Below are 15,037 nucleotides of genomic sequence, written 5' to 3' on the forward strand. Positions count from 1 at the left end.
GCCGACGCCCCTTGCAAAGACACGCGATCCCGACATGACGTATGTCATTGCCGCAGCGGACGCGATCGCGAGGAATTGCCATCCGGGTCTGTTGATCGTTCTTGAGAGCACGACTTACCCGGGCACGACACGCGAGCTGATGCAACCAAGGCTCGAGGCGGCGGGACTCACCGTTGGGGAGGATGTCTTCCTGGCCTTCAGTCCCGAACGCGTCGATCCGGGGAATCCGATCTGGAATACAAAGAACACTCCGAAGGTAGTCGGCGGCATTACGCCGGCATGCACCGAGCTGGCCAGTGCGCTCTATGCTTCGTGTCTCGAATCCATCGTTCCGGTTTCAAGCACCGAAACCGCCGAGCTGGTCAAACTGCTCGAGAACACGTTCCGGTCGGTGAATATCGGACTCGTCAATGAAATGCAGATCGTCTGTGACAAGCTGGGCGTCAACGTCTGGGAAGTTATCGATGCCGCTGCGACGAAACCGTTTGGTTTCATGAAGTTCACTCCCGGTCCGGGGATAGGCGGTCACTGCATCCCGCTTGACCCGCACTATCTTGCGTGGAAGATGAGGACGCTCAACTACAAGACCCGATTCATCGATCTGGCGAGCGAAATCAACAGCGAGATGCCGGCACTGGTGGTGGAAAGGGTTGCCCATTCATTAAACCAGCGGCGGAAGCCAGTGAACGGCAGCAGGATATTGGTGCTTGGAGTGGCGTACAAGAAGAACATCGATGACATGCGCGAAAGTCCTGCACTCGATGTTATCCGGCTGCTCGAAGAGCAGGGAGCAACGGTTGTCTATCACGATCCGCATGTTCAATCCTTTCGTGAAGATGGACATGAGCGTGTGAGTGTTGAACTCACCGATTCGGCGCTTTCCGATGCCGATATCGTCGTCATCATTACGGACCACTCCGCCGTGAATTATCAGCGTGTCGTAAACATCTCAAAAGCACTGGTGGACACCCGGAATGCGACCGCAGGCTTGAAGCGGGCGCAAGGCGGTAATCCCAGCACTCCCGCCATAGCCGATCTGGCAATTGCATAACCACAATCGCAAGTCATGAATATTTCTGTAATCGGTACTGGATACGTTGGTCTCGTAGTCGGGGCCTGCCTCGCCGAGACGGGGAACGACGTCATATGCGCTGATGTGATGGCGTCGAAGATCGACAACCTGAAGATGAACATCCTGCCCATTTACGAGCCCGGCCTCGAGGATCTTGTGGCGCGGAACCAGCAGGACGGACGGCTGACCTTCACCACCGACATTGCGGCAGCGGTTGCATCAGCGAGCGTACTGTTCATTGCGGTCGGTACGCCGCCGGACGAGGACGGATCCGCCGACCTTCAGCATGTGCTGGCCGTGGCGCGTCTGATTGGCAGGCATATGACGCGCGAGCTTGTAGTTGTCACCAAATCGACGGTGCCTGTCGGCACCGCAGGAAAGGTGGCGGCCGAGATTGTCAGGGAAGCGAAGTTTGCGTTCCACATGTGCAGCAACCCCGAGTTCCTCAAGGAAGGCGCGGCGGTTGACGATTTCATGAAGCCGGACCGAGTTGTTCTGGGTGTCGACAGCGACAAGGCACGTGACGTCATGGGTGAGATTTATGCGCCATTCGTTCGCACCGGCAAGCCGGTCATTTTCATGGATATCGCGTCCGCTGAGATGACCAAGTATGCCGCGAACGGCATGCTTGCAACGCGAATCTCGTTCATGAACGAAGTTGCCAACCTGTGCGAGATGGTGGGCGCGAACGTCGATATGGTGCGACGGGGCATCGGTAGCGATTCGCGGATCGGTTCCTCCTTTCTCTTTCCCGGCCCCGGTTACGGCGGATCGTGCTTCCCAAAGGATGTGAAAGCACTTATCCGCACGGCTGGCGAGATAGACCTGAACCTGCTCGTCCTGGCGGCCGTGGAAAAAGTGAACGAGCGGCAAAAGCTGCTGCTCGCCGAGAAGTTGCGCGGCGCGCTGGATGGAGAACTCGAAGGGAGCCATATCGCGGTGTGGGGACTCGCCTTCAAGCCGCAGACTGACGACATGCGGGACGCGCCGTCGCTCACGCTCATCGAAGAGCTTCTCCGGGCCGGTGCGACTGTCTGCGCTCATGACCCTGCAGCGATGAACGAAGCACGGCACAAGCTCGGTGACACGATCGCTCTTGCAGAGACGAACTATGAAGCGCTCGAGGGAGCTGACGCCCTTGTCGTGGTGACGGACTGGAACGAATATCGCCACCCGGACTTCGAGCGCGTCAAGGCTGCTCTCAGCCAGCCAATCATTGTGGACGGCCGGAATCTCTACGATCCGGAAAAGATGCGCGAGCTCGGTTTCGGGTACTATTCAATCGGACGGACCTCGGTCGAACACACGCCAGCCGAGCGGGTAAGAGAGATCGCATGAACCTTCGCCGCCATCTCCTCGTTGCGATACTCATCCTTGGCGCCTGCAAGCCCGCGTTCAACGCCGGCCGCTTCGGTTCGACTGACGATCTTTACCGGGCCGCGCTGGTGGAATACAACGCGCGGCGGTGGGAGAATGCGGTGACGGCCTTCGAGCGTCTCACCACCGAGCTCCCGCCGCGTGATCCACGTCTTCCGGCAGCGTTGTTCTATCTCGGCACATCTCAGCAGAAGCGAGGTGACCACCTTCTTGCTGCAAAGACCTATAGCCGCGTTTTCGAGATTGCACCGACGGATACGCTGGCGGACGATGCTCTCCTTGCTTCGGGGCTCGCGTATCAGCGGCTGTGGCGCAAACCCGTGCTGGACGCGGAGTACGGAGACTTTGCGCTGACCCAGTATCAGCAGCTGAGAGGCTCATTCCCCAATTCCGTCCTCCTGCCGCAGGCTACGGAACAGATCGCGAAGGTGGATGAATGGTATGCCGCCAAGGACTATGAGACCGGTTATCACTATTTGCGGCGAAAGGCGTACGATTCCGCGATTATCTATTTCAAGGATGTGATCCGGCTGCGCCCTTCCGCGCCGTCAGCGAAAAACGCGTACCTTCGACTGCACGAGGCCTATTCCGCCATCAACTACAAAGACGATGCACGTGACCTTTGTGATGCGATGCGCAAGGCATACCCTGCGGACAGGGAAGTGAGAGCGGCATGTGGCGCCGTGCCCGCCGTCGTGACGGCACCACCTCAGTAGTCAATTGCGCCTCGGCGTACTCGGGGGCACGTTCGATCCGCCGCACGCCGGACACCTGCTGGCAGCGGTCGATTCTTTCGAAGCACTGAAGCTCGAGAGGCTTTTGATTGTCCCGGCAGCAACACAACCGCTCAAGGCTGGCTTGGCTGCCGGAGCGTCGCCTGCGCAACGGCTGGCAATGACGAGACTCGCCTTCGGTGGTGACACGAGATTCGAAGTGCTCTCCATGGAAATCGATCGGGGCGGGTTATCTTACACGGCCGATACTCTGGAGTCCGTCTCAGCCGCAAATCCGGACAGTGAGCTTGTTCTTGTTGCTGGAACCGACGCGCTCGCAACGTTTGACCTGTGGGATAGACCTGAGCGGATTCTTGAGTTGGCCAGAATCGCGGGAGTGCAGCGGGATGTAGCTGGAGGAGCTGCAATTTCAGGGCACCTTTTGCGGGCGCGGGGCGGAGTCCTCTCCGTTACGGCCCGACGTGTGGATGTGTCATCTTCCGAGATCCGCCGCCGGCTCCAGAAGGGTCAGTCGGCAAAGGGATTCGTCGCTGAATCGGTAGAGCGCTACATCGCCGCCGTGAAACTATACAGGTCAGAGCGCGGTATCGCACCACGTTGCGCGGTACTGAGCGGGGACTGAGGAAAGGGAAATGTTAAAGGGAATGCTGGCGGGTGTGTTTGGCACGAGGCACGAGCGCGAGCGCAAGCGCGTGCAGCCAATCGTGGATGAGATCAACGCCCATTATGAGCGTCTCCACGGCGTGTCTGAAGACGAACTAAAGGCACAGACGGACAAGTTTCGTGCGCGCTTCAGCGAGGCGACAGGCGAGCTGGATGCGCGCATTGCAGAGCTGAAGGAAGAGAAACGGAGCACGGCCGACGCCGCCGGGCGGGAGCGAGTGGATGTGGAGCTTGGCGGTACCGACGGACGCGGAGGGGCCGAGGGTGAGCTGAGGGAGGCAACAGCCGAAGTACTTGACGAAATTCTTCCCGAGGCATTTGCCACCGTCCGCGAGGCGTGTCGCCGGCTTGTCGACTCGACGGTTCGCGTCACCGGGCAGGACCAGCAGTGGAACATGATCCCGTATGACGTGCAGCTCATGGGAGGAGTTCAGCTGCATATGGGGCGCATCGCAGAAATGGCGACCGGTGAAGGCAAGACGCTGGTTGCAACCCTGCCGCTCTACCTGAATGCGCTGCCTGGCAAAGGATCACATCTCATCACCGTGAACTCGTATCTCGCCCGCCGTGATTCCGAGTGGATGGGGCATGTGTACCGGTACCTCGGTCTCACCGTCGGGTGCATTGACGACACGGAGCCGGGAACGCCGGAACGCCGCGCGGCTTACGAGTGCGACATCACCTACGGCACGAACAACGAGTTCGGGTTCGACTACCTCCGCGACAACATGGTGGTGTCGAACGAGCAACGCGTTCAGCGGGGACACGTGTACGCGATTGTCGACGAGGTCGACTCGGTGCTCATCGACGAAGCCCGGACTCCGCTCATCATATCCGGGCCGGTAGGTAACGAATCCGATGCCGAATACGCGCTGCATAACGCGGCGGTGTCCCGGCTCGTAAAGCGACAGAGTGATCTTGCAAACGTGCTGGTGGCCGATGGGCAGCGCGCTTTCGAGAGCGGCGATACGGCGACGGCGGCGCTGAAGTTGTACCAGTCCCAGCTTGGTGCGCCAAAGAACAAACGGCTTCTGAAGATGCTGCAGGAAACGGGTGTCAAGCAGCTCGTTCAGAAGATGGAGCTGGACCACCTTGCCGATCGCAAGCTACCGCCGGCAAAGCAGCAGTTCCGCGAAACGGAGGATGAGCTGCTGTACGTGCTCGATGAAAAGGGCCACACCGTTCACCTAACGGATCGCGGCGTCGACTTCATGTCGCCAAGCGACCACGATGCGTTCGTTATGCCGGACATCTCGCAGGAAGTGCACCGCATCGACCGCGATGATGCGATGACCCCGGAGGAAAAGCTCGCCGCCCGCAACGAGATCAACCGGGAGTACGCGCTGAAGAGTGAGACTCTCAACATCGTGCATCAGCTGTTGCGGGCTCACGCACTGTACGAAATCGACGTGAACTATGTCGTTCAGGAAGGGCAGGTTCTCATCGTCGATGAGTTCACGGGGCGCACGATGCCCGGCCGGCGATGGTCCGAGGGGTTGCACCAGGCCGTCGAGGCAAAGGAAGGCGTACAGGTCAAAGGCGAGACGCAGACCCTCGCAACCATCACTATTCAGAATTACTTCCGGTTGTTCTCGAAGCTTGGCGGCATGACCGGTACTGCTGAAACCGAAGAGACCGAGTTCCACGAAATTTATGGTCTCGGTGTTTCGGTAGTTCCAACGAACCGCGACGTGATTCGCGACGACCGGCAGGATCTTGTCTACAAGACCCGCCGCGAGAAGTACAATGCGATGCTCGAGGAAACCGAGCGGCTCCACAAACTTGGGTATCCGGTGCTTGTCGGAACCGTGAGCGTGGATGTGTCGGAGACGCTGTCGCGGATGTTCAAGCGTGCAGGCATTCCGCACAATGTTCTCAACGCCAAGTATCACCAGCGGGAAGCTGAGATCGTCGCCGGAGCTGGACAACCGGGCGCTGTGACGATCGCGACGAACATGGCCGGCCGCGGAACCGATATCAAACTTGGTGCGGGTGTGACGGTTTCGAAGCCGTCAGTTGTCAAAGACGCCGAAAATCAGCCGGTCGAAACGAATGAGTGTGGCGGTCTCCACATCATCGGATCCGAGCGGCATGAATCGCGGCGAATTGACCGGCAGCTGAGGGGCCGCGCCGGACGGCAGGGCGATCCCGGCTCGTCGCAGTTCTTCCTTTCGCTCGAAGACGATCTGATGCGGCTGTTCGGCAGCGACCGCATTGCCAAGCTGATGGACCGGATGGGCGCGGAGGAGGGCGAGATGCTGACGCACTCACTCATCACGCGTTCGATCGAGCAGGCGCAGAAGCGCGTCGAGCTGCAGAACTTTCAGTCACGCAAAAGACTGCTCGACTATGACGATGTAATGAACCAGCAGCGCGAGGTAATTTATTCACTGCGATCATTTGCGCTCGACGGTGGCGAGGAGTTGAAGGGCGAAGCCGAGAAGATGATCGAGAAGGGAGTAACCCGTCGGATCGAGAATTCGCTGGCGGCGTTCGACAGCGCAGAGGAATGGGACTACGGATTGGTTCGGCAGGATCTGCTCATGCACTATCTGCTCAGCGTCCCGTCGTTTGAGGAAGATGTGGACCATCCGGGCTCGCTGGCAGAAGCGCAGCGGGATGCAGTCGAGGCGGCAAAGCGTGCCTTCGATGACAAGCTCACAGGCCTGGGAGAATTTTCGGGTCAGCTGCTGGCCCTGGTGATGCTCAATGTGCTCGACGAAAAATGGAAGGATCACCTCTACGATCTCGATCAGCTTCGAAATGCGATCCACTACCGGTCGTGGGGTCAGAAGGATCCGCTCATCGAGTACAAGCACGAAGCGTACACGATGTTCGTGGATTTGATGAACGACATCTTCCACACGTTTACCGAGCGGTTTCTGCGGGCGCAGATCAGCTTTGAGCCACCGTCGTTCGACGACGGAATTGACTCTGGTCCCAGCAACGGCTCGCCAACCGGCGGACCGCCCCGTGGCCCGACAAAGCGTTACAACGCTATGGGTGTGCTGGTAGATATTGAGCCGGAAGAACCGAATGGAAATGGTGAGGATTCAGTCGTTGACATAGGGCCTTCGGAGCCGCCCAACAGGAAGCCTGCGGTTCGACCGGAGCCCGTCGTCACGGGGGCTGGCCGCGTGCGATCGCTCGACCCCACGCAGAACTCCGCGCCGCAGGGGGATTGGAGCACAGTCGGTCGAAATGATCCCTGCCCCTGTGGGTCAGGAAAGAAGTTCAAGAAATGCCACGGGACGCTCGCCTAGCCGGCTGACGCGCGGGGCGTACGACGGCGCGCGATCGTGCAGTAACCCCCGCTGAAGCAGATTTGCGCCAAGGCGTGCATGTGGTTGCCGATGCGAGGCACAGGTGGGGCGCCTCGGGCCGGGAAGGACTAGCCATACACATTCCTCCAATGGAGTGCGTATCGATGGCATCGAGCATCCGCGAACTACCGAGCAGTGAACGACCGCGGGAAAGACTGAAGTCGCATGGCGCGCGGGCGCTGAGCTCCGCGGAACTGCTGGCGATCCTGCTGGGTACGGGATCCGAAGGACATTCCGCTACAGGCATCGGTCATCAGATTCTCACCAGCTCCCGCGGTTCGCTTCGGCGGCTTTCCTCGCAGCCGGTGGCATCGCTCACGGCACTTGCCGGTATCGGCAATGCGCGCGCGGTCGCAATTCACGCTGCGCTCGAGCTGGGGCGTCGCATGGCGGCCGAGGAACGCGAGGAAGGAATTCCCGTGCGCGGGCCTCGCGACGTGCACGAAATATTCGGACAGAAACTGCAGGATCTTCCGGTGGAGGAGTTCCACGTTGCGATTCTAGATTCGCAGCATCGGCTCGAACGGGACATTACGGTAACTCGCGGGTTGCTCAACTCGTCTCTCGTGCATCCACGCGAAGTATTCCGCGAAGCGATCGCGGAGAACGCCGCAGCGATCATCCTCGTGCACAACCATCCGAGCGGCGACCCTACGCCATCTGCCGACGACAGGATTACAACCGATCAGCTGGTGCAGGCCGGGCGCGTTCTCGACATTCCCGTGCAGGATCACATTATAATTGGAAGAGGACGATATCTGAGCTTCGCGGAGGCCGGCCTGTTGTGACAGCGATCGAACCGCACACGGTGATTCCTGGATGGACCAGCAACGGCGGGTCGATCCCTGATCGGCTCGATCAGGAGCTGCTCGTGCGTGCGTACCGATTCAGCGAGCGGGCGCATATCGGCCAGAAGCGATTGTCCGGCGAGAACTATGTGTCGCACTGCGTGCAGGTGGCGAAGATTCTTGCGGATCTCCACCTGGATAGTGTGACCGTCGCCAGCGGGCTCATTCACGATGTGGTCGAAGACACGAGCGTAACTGTTCGTGAGGTCGAAGCTGAATTCGGCGCCGAGATTGCACAGATCGTCGATGGTCTGACCAAGATCGGACATCTGCCGCTGAATTCGTCGCAGGAAAGACAGGTCGAGAACTACCGCAAGCTGCTGCTGTCCATCGCCAAGGATGCGCGGGTCATCCTGATCAAGCTCGCTGACCGTCTGCACAACATGCGGACGCTCGAGTTTCTCCCCGCGGAAAAGCGTCGGCGCATCGCTCAGGAAACGCGCGACCTCTATGCGCCGCTGGCTCACCGCTTCGGTATGGCGAGAATGCGCTGGGAGCTGGAGGACCTTGCTTTCAAGCACCTGGAACAGCCGGAATACAAGTCGCTTGCGAAGCTCGTCACGCAGCGCCGCGGCGAGCGGGAGGAAACGATCTCGCAGGTCACCGAGCCGCTGCTGGCGCTTCTGAGCAGCGGCGGGATTGCGAACGTCGAGGTGACAGGCCGCCCCAAACATCTCTGGTCGATCTACAAGAAGATGACCAAATGGGATAAGCCGTACGAGGAGATATACGACCTCATGGCCATCCGGGTGCTTGTCGACACGGTCCCGGATTGTTACCACGCGCTCGGCGTCATCCACGAGCGATACACTCCTCTGCAAGAGCGGATCAAGGACTACGTCGGGCAGCCGAAATCAAACGGATACCAGTCGCTGCATACGACGATCTTCGGGCCGGGCAAGCAGCTGTTCGAGATTCAGATTCGCACACGGGAGATGCACCGGACAGCCGAATACGGAATCGCCGCGCACTGGCGGTTCAAGGAAGACGCGCGCAATGCCGACGAGCTCGATCGCGCACTTCACTGGTTTCGACAGGTGCTCGAGTTGCAGCTCGACGCCAAGACTCCCGACGAGTTCCTCGAATTTCTGAAGCTCGATCTCTACCAGGATGAGATCTTCGTTTTCACGCCCACCGGTGATGTGATTCAGCTTCCGAAGGGTGCGACGCCCATCGATTTTGCGTTCGCCGTTCACACCGAAGTCGGCTTGCACGCCTGCGGGGCGAGGATCAACGGCAAGCAGGCCACGCTTGCCCGCGAGCTGAAAAATTCGGATACCGTCGAGATAGCTACATCGCCCACCGCGCGGCCCAGCCGCGACTGGCTTTCGCATGTTCGGACTGGCCGCGCGAGGCACAAGATCAGGCAGCGGCTGCGGATCGACGAGCAGACAACGTCGTCGAAGCTCGGCCGGGAGATGCTGTACCGCGAAATCAAACGCCGGCGGCTCGCCAAGCCGGACGATGCACAGCTACGGCTGGCAGCCGAGGCCATGGGCCTGAATGATGTCAATCACCTCATCGCGTCGATTGGACAGGGCGACGTGGGAGTGACCCAGGTGCTCAGGCACCTTTATCCCGAAACTGAAGTCAACGTGCCGCCCGTCAAGCCCGGCCCGCTGGACTGGCTGGTGGACAAGGTTCGCGGAAACCCAAAGGGCGTGCGCATTCAGGGCGTGGATGGGCTGATGGTCCGCTACGCGCAATGTTGCCAGCCGGTACCTGGAGACCCGGTTGTGGGCTACGTAACCCGGGGGCGTGGAGTGAGCATACACCGAGGTGACTGCCCGAACCTGCTGATGCTCGACCTGGAACCCGAGCGGCGGCTCGAGATCGACTGGAAGGAGCTCGAGGGCGAGCGTTTCATGGTGCGCCTTGCACTCGATGCCACAGACCGGCGGGGCCTGTACGCCGATCTTGCAGCCGCGGTATCGGCAACCGATACCGATATCCGGAGTTTTGAGATGCAGAGCGCCGATGGGCATGTCACTGGCGCGGTGTCGGTGGAAGTCGAGAATCTTGCCCATCTTCAGCGAATTCTGAAAGCGGCGCGACGCGTGAAGGGAGTAACGGAGGTGACGCGAAAGGAGCGGATGGCCAGCGACAGCTGAACGGATGGCAAAACCGAACAAAAACCGCAAAGTGGTTATATTTAGAAGTGCCGTCCAAAGCCGAGTTCGACCTTCAGGCCCCGTTCAAGCCGGCGGGGGATCAACCTCATGCGATTGCCGAGCTGACGCACGGGCTCGAGCGGGGCGACCGGTTCCAGACACTGCTCGGCGTGACCGGATCCGGCAAGACGATGACAATCGCCAACGTCATCCGGAATTTTGGGCGGCCGACGCTGGTTCTGTCGCACAACAAGACGCTCGCCGCGCAGCTCTACGGAGAAATCAAGAGCTTTTTCCCGAACGACGCGGTCGAATATTTCATCTCGTATTACGACTACTACCAACCCGAGGCGTACGTACCGACGACGGATACGTACATCGAGAAGGATGCTTCGATCAACGAGGACATCGACCGGTTGCGGCTGAGGGCAACGTCGAGTCTGATGGAGCGCGAGAACGTTATTATCGTCGCTACTGTCTCAGCGATCTACGGTCTTGGCGATCCGGTGAGCTACAGGGAGCACATGTTGACCCTGACCAAGGGGCAGCGGATACCCCGCGACGACATCCTGCGTGCGCTGGTGAAGATTCAGTATTCACGTAATGACGTGATGTTCGACAGGGCGACGTTCCGGGTGCGCGGTGATACCGTCGAGATTCTGCCGGCGTATGAAGAGCAGGGTGTGCGCGTGGAAATGTTCGGTGATGAGATCGAGCGGATCTCGAAGATCGACCCCCTTACGGGCCGAGCCATCTCGGAAATCGGGAAGGCGGCCATTTACCCCGCGAAGCATTTCGTGACATCGCGCCCGACGATCAAGCGGGCGGTGGAGCTCATCCGCGACGAGCTGGTCGAGCGGCTCAACGAGCTCCGCGCCACGGGAAAGCTGCTCGAAGCACAGCGTCTGGAATCGCGCACCAACTTCGACATCGAGATGATGCTCGAAATCGGCACGTGTGCGGGAATCGAAAATTATTCACGTCATCTTTCCGGGCGCGATGGCGGAGAGCGTCCGGCGTGCCTCTTCGACTATTTCCCTGACGATTTCCTGGTAGTCGTCGACGAATCACACGTTACGCTTCCTCAGATCGGCGGGATGTTTAACGGCGACAGGGCACGCAAGCTGACGCTGGTGGATTACGGATTCCGGCTGCCGAGTGCGCTGGACAACAGGCCGCTGATGTTCGATGAGTTTTTGTCGCTGACGCCCCGTGCAATCAATGTTTCAGCAACGCCTGGCGAAATCGAGCTGCGCCTTTCGGAAGGCGTCGTTGTCGAGCAGATAATTCGTCCGACCGGCCTCATAGATCCCGAGATTGACATTCGTCCTGTGCGCGGTCAGGTGGACGACCTGCTCAACGAGATTCGCCTGCGGGAGAAGAAGAGTGAGCGTGTGCTCGTGACGACGCTGACGAAACGCATGTCGGAGGATCTCACGGACTACCTCCAGCAGATGGGCGTTCGCGTTCGATACATGCATTCGGATATCGACGCAATCGAGCGGATGGAAATCGTGCGCGGGTTGCGCCTTGGCGAGTTCGACGTTCTGGTAGGCATCAATTTGCTGCGGGAGGGCCTCGACCTTCCTGAAGTGTCGCTTGTCGCAATTCTCGACGCGGATCAGGAAGGGTTTCTTCGGAGTGACCGGTCGCTCATTCAGACCGTTGGAAGGGCGGCCCGGCACGTCAACGGGCGCGCGATATTCTACGCCGACCGAATCACAGGGTCGATGGCGCGGGCGATGGACGAAACGAAACGGCGGCGCGAAACTCAGCGCGCGCACAATGTTGAACATGGCATCACGCCGTACAGTGTGGTCAAGAGTACTGAGCAGGTGAAGTTCATCACGCGCGTAGCTGACGCCCGGGAGGTGCGCGAGGCAAGGGAGGACGATCGTGCGCGCCGTGTAGCGGAAGTCCGGCCGACGTATGGCGGCGGAGATCCTGCGGTGCTCATCGCTGAGCTGGAAAAGGGAATGAAAGACGCTGCTCTGGCCCTGGATTTTGAGACCGCCGCCCGGCTGCGGGATCAGCTTTTCGAGATCAAGGCGAAGTCGGATGGCAATCGGGCTCGCTCGCGGGGACCGCTGGCAGGCATCAGGGCTGAGCGGTGATGCGTGTAGGGCATCATGTTGTTCCGAATCTGGCAGGAAGCGGTGGTCTGACGCTCGACGAAGACGAGATGAAATCGTGGGGCGAACAACTGGGCGCCGCGAGCACCGCGCCTCTCGTCATCGGGCTCACCGGCGAGCTCGGCGCAGGAAAAACGACACTTGCTCAGGCCATCTTCAGCGGCTACGGGGTCACCGAGCCAGTGACCAGCCCCACTTACACGATTGTGCAGCAGTACCACTCGCCGCGGTCGATTGCCTACCATATAGATCTTTATCGCCTGAACGATGTCGCGGAACTCACAAATATCGGCTGGAACGACATTGTCGCCGAGCGCGCGCTCGTGATCGTCGAATGGCCCGAGCGGGCGGGAGACCGCTTACCGGATGCGCCGCTGCATATCGAGCTTGCGTATGTAGCGGGCGATCCTGCGCGGCGACTGTTGCTGGCGGGGTGACGCCATTGCGGACGGGGTCGACGGTAGCGCCCTCTAAGTCCTGCGCAACGCGCCTCGCGGCGGTCTGATGGCCACCTGCACGTTGGCTCTCGACGCGTCCACGTATGCTGGAAGTGTGGCGTTGCTTCGCGACTCTGTCGTTGTAGCTGAGCGCACTCTGGCCGATACGGGCATGCCTCCAAAAGGGGGGCGGGAAGAGCGAATGCTGCCGCTGGTCGCGGAGTGTCTCGAGGAATCCGGTGTGCGCGCGGGCGAACTCGGGCGAGTGGTGTGTGGAGCTGGACCCGGCAGTTTTACAAGCCTGCGGATCGCGGCCTCTGTCGCGAAGGGTCTGGCAGCAGGCATTGGGTGTCCGCTTTTTTCTGTATCGTCGCTGCTGCTCACTGTCGCCGGTCTCGAATCATTGCCGTCGAGCGGCCTGCATCTGTCCGTGCTGCCGGCAATGCGCGATGAGTGGTTTGTTGCCGAAATCAGCGTTGATGCTGCGGACATTACCAAGCAGGTTTCGCCGGTTTCCATTGTGACCGCCCTGCACCTGCGGGAAGCAGAGGAGGCGGGTGCGTCAATTGTAGGCCCCGGGCAGGCTTGTGATGCGCGGCCGCATGCGCGCGGTGTTGCGCGCCTGCTGGCTGCGATTGTTGCGCGTGGCGCGGAGAATCTGGATGGCTGGGAGCCCGATTACGGCAGGCTGGCCGAGGCGCAGGTAAAATGGGAGGCCGCGCATGGAAGATCGCTCTTCGCCGGTTGATGTGCTGGGGCGTTCCCTTAACGCAGGCTCAGGGGCGACCAACACCTTCCTGATCCGTCGTGCGATGCTGGGTGACCTCTCTGCGATTGCGGGCCTGGAGAAGATCGCGTTCACCGATCCGTGGTCCCCGGCAGAATTCAGGACCTTGCTCGATGCCCCGCACATCATCTTCCTTGTGGCTGTCGGTGTCCGCGACGGCAGCATTGTCGGCTACGCAATTGTGTCGAGCGTCCTCGACGAAGCGGAGATACTCAACCTTGCGGTCTCGCCTGCGTGTCGCGGCGTTGGCGCCGGGGGAATGCTGCTCGACGCGGGCATGTCGGCGGCTGCTGCGGCCGGGGCGACGGCGGTTTTTCTCGAAGTGCGGGAATCAAATGCGGCAGCCCGCGGTCTGTACGCTTCGCGCAACTTCAGCGAAATTTCGAGACGCAGGCGTTACTACAGGAGGCCGGTGGAAGACGCCCTTGTACTTCGTGGCGCGGTACAATGATGTCGGGTGTCACAGGATAGATGCAGTCTTGTCGGACTGCAGGTTTACAATGAATGGCAAACGTACGAACTCTCGCCGGGAGGCAAAGTGAGCAGGAGTGTTAACAAAGTGATGTTGATCGGAAATCTGGGAAACGAGCCGGAAATCCGTACGATAGCCAGCGGCAGCAAGGTCGCGACTTTTTCACTCGCGACGAGCAGGTCGTGGAACAGCGCGAGCGGTGAGAAGCAGGAGAAAACCGAATGGCACCGGTGCGTTGCATGGAACGCAAAGGGGTCGGGCATGGGGCTGGCTGATATCGTCGAGAAGTACTGCAGGAAAGGTGAACGGGTCTTTGTCGAAGGATCCATCGAGTATAGCCAGTGGCAGGACAAGGAAAACCAGACCCGTTACACGACCGAGATCAAAGTGCGTGAGTTGATGCTGCTCGGCGGAGGCTCCGGCGGGGGCGGTGGCGGGCGTGGCGATTTCGAGTCCGATGACTCGCGTTCGCGTGCCCCGGCTCGCAACGTCGGGCGTTCGGCCGCGGCATCGGGCACCAAGGACAACAATTTCGACGATTTTCCGTCGGCGCTTGAAGATCAGGATGACGATCTGCCGTTCTAGAAGAACAAGAGTTTCGTGGTGTCGATTATGCTCGTGCAGCGGAAGCGACCGGCGCAGCAATAGTCTGGCGGAGGGGGTCGGTAAGTGACCCCTCGTTACCACTAAACCGTCTACCTACCGGCGCACATCACGCCCGCCGTGCATCCCGCACGTGCGCGGCAACGGCTCACTCCCGCTGCCCCGATCCAGATTTTTCGCGGAGCAACTCGATGCAGGTCTAAAAAGGGGTCGCAGGTAACGGTCGCCTGATTCCGGTCACCACCCTCCGGGCTCTCGTCGCAACGGTGGCGATCGCGGGCTTCTCAGCCACCGGTCAGGCGCAGGATTCGGTGGCGCGTCCGGTCCTCCACGAGGCCGGCGCCGGTGACGGATAGAACCGTGTTCTCTTCGATGCCGATGCGAGTCTCCGACCGGATTCAGTCGAGCGGCGAAGTGCTGGGGCGCGAGGGTGCTGGCTCGGTGCGACGTGGCGAGAGAGGCGGCACCCTTTGCGTCC

At 60.2% G+C, this 15,037-nt stretch carries 12 protein-coding genes; all 12 read left to right on the plus strand.

Features of this window, described 5'->3' with window-relative positions; translation table 11 throughout:
• Window positions 1–1,051: nucleotide sugar dehydrogenase (locus WKF55_10325; GenBank protein MEJ7759968.1), on the plus strand; the 1,051-nt coding region annotated here is incomplete at its 5' end.
• Window positions 1,052–1,066: 15 nt separating this feature from the next.
• Window positions 1,067–2,410, plus strand: a complete 1,344-nt coding sequence (locus WKF55_10330; GenBank protein MEJ7759969.1) for a UDP-glucose/GDP-mannose dehydrogenase family protein — start codon at window positions 1,067–1,069, stop codon at window positions 2,408–2,410.
• Complete coding sequence (bamD, locus tag WKF55_10335; protein ID MEJ7759970.1) at window positions 2,407–3,165, plus strand: outer membrane protein assembly factor BamD; 759 nt, start codon at window positions 2,407–2,409, stop codon at window positions 3,163–3,165. Before WKF55_10330 ends, bamD begins: the two co-directional genes overlap by 4 nt.
• A 4-nt stretch (window positions 3,166–3,169) precedes the next feature.
• Window positions 3,170–3,805: a nicotinate-nucleotide adenylyltransferase gene (gene nadD / locus WKF55_10340; GenBank protein MEJ7759971.1), complete on the plus strand. Its 636-nt coding sequence runs from the start codon at window positions 3,170–3,172 to the stop codon at window positions 3,803–3,805.
• A 10-nt stretch (window positions 3,806–3,815) separates the two neighbouring features.
• A complete protein-coding gene (secA, locus tag WKF55_10345) occupies window positions 3,816–7,109 on the plus strand; it encodes a preprotein translocase subunit SecA (GenBank protein MEJ7759972.1) in 3,294 nt (1,097 codons plus the stop codon).
• Between the two features lie 164 nt (window positions 7,110–7,273).
• Window positions 7,274–7,957 carry a DNA repair protein RadC gene (radC, locus tag WKF55_10350; protein ID MEJ7759973.1) on the plus strand — a complete coding sequence of 228 codons (684 nt, stop codon included), beginning with the start codon at window positions 7,274–7,276 and terminating at the stop codon, window positions 7,955–7,957.
• A complete protein-coding gene (locus WKF55_10355) occupies window positions 7,954–10,128 on the plus strand; it encodes a bifunctional (p)ppGpp synthetase/guanosine-3',5'-bis(diphosphate) 3'-pyrophosphohydrolase (protein MEJ7759974.1) in 2,175 nt (724 codons plus the stop codon). The genes radC and WKF55_10355 overlap by 4 nt, the downstream gene beginning before the upstream one ends.
• Window positions 10,129–10,175: 47 nt before the next feature.
• Complete coding sequence (gene uvrB, locus WKF55_10360; GenBank protein ID MEJ7759975.1) at window positions 10,176–12,242, plus strand: excinuclease ABC subunit UvrB; 2,067 nt, start codon at window positions 10,176–10,178, stop codon at window positions 12,240–12,242.
• Window positions 12,242–12,697, plus strand: coding sequence for a tRNA (adenosine(37)-N6)-threonylcarbamoyltransferase complex ATPase subunit type 1 TsaE (tsaE, locus tag WKF55_10365; GenBank protein ID MEJ7759976.1), 456 nt, complete (start codon window positions 12,242–12,244; stop codon window positions 12,695–12,697). Before uvrB ends, tsaE begins: the two co-directional genes overlap by 1 nt.
• Window positions 12,698–12,764: 67 nt before the next feature.
• Window positions 12,765–13,445 carry a tRNA (adenosine(37)-N6)-threonylcarbamoyltransferase complex dimerization subunit type 1 TsaB gene (tsaB, locus tag WKF55_10370; GenBank protein MEJ7759977.1) on the plus strand — a complete coding sequence of 227 codons (681 nt, stop codon included), beginning with the start codon at window positions 12,765–12,767 and terminating at the stop codon, window positions 13,443–13,445.
• Window positions 13,420–13,935, plus strand: coding sequence for a ribosomal protein S18-alanine N-acetyltransferase (gene rimI, locus WKF55_10375; GenBank protein ID MEJ7759978.1), 516 nt, complete (start codon window positions 13,420–13,422; stop codon window positions 13,933–13,935). The genes tsaB and rimI overlap by 26 nt, the downstream gene beginning before the upstream one ends.
• An 87-nt stretch (window positions 13,936–14,022) precedes the next feature.
• Complete coding sequence (gene ssb / locus WKF55_10380) at window positions 14,023–14,541, plus strand: single-stranded DNA-binding protein (GenBank protein MEJ7759979.1); 519 nt, start codon at window positions 14,023–14,025, stop codon at window positions 14,539–14,541.
• Window positions 14,542–15,037: the final 496 nt, after the last annotated feature.

The organism is Gemmatimonadaceae bacterium (assembly GCA_037721215.1).
Taxonomy (GTDB): Bacteria; Gemmatimonadota; Gemmatimonadetes; order Gemmatimonadales; family Gemmatimonadaceae; genus UBA4720.

What these genes read in the sequence shown, in the direction of transcription:
- secA (MEJ7759972.1), top strand. Translation starts at nt 3,816, where the DNA reads ATGTTAAAGGGAATGCTGGCGGGTGTGTTTGGCACGAGGCACGAGCGC.
- radC (MEJ7759973.1), top strand. Translation starts at nt 7,274, where the DNA reads ATGGCATCGAGCATCCGCGAACTACCGAGCAGTGAACGACCGCGGGAA.
- tsaE (MEJ7759976.1), top strand. Translation starts at nt 12,242, where the DNA reads ATGCGTGTAGGGCATCATGTTGTTCCGAATCTGGCAGGAAGCGGTGGT.
- tsaB (MEJ7759977.1), top strand. Translation starts at nt 12,765, where the DNA reads ATGGCCACCTGCACGTTGGCTCTCGACGCGTCCACGTATGCTGGAAGT.
- WKF55_10330 (MEJ7759969.1), top strand. Translation starts at nt 1,067, where the DNA reads ATGAATATTTCTGTAATCGGTACTGGATACGTTGGTCTCGTAGTCGGG.
- bamD (MEJ7759970.1), top strand. Translation starts at nt 2,407, where the DNA reads ATGAACCTTCGCCGCCATCTCCTCGTTGCGATACTCATCCTTGGCGCC.
- rimI (MEJ7759978.1), top strand. Translation starts at nt 13,420, where the DNA reads ATGGAAGATCGCTCTTCGCCGGTTGATGTGCTGGGGCGTTCCCTTAAC.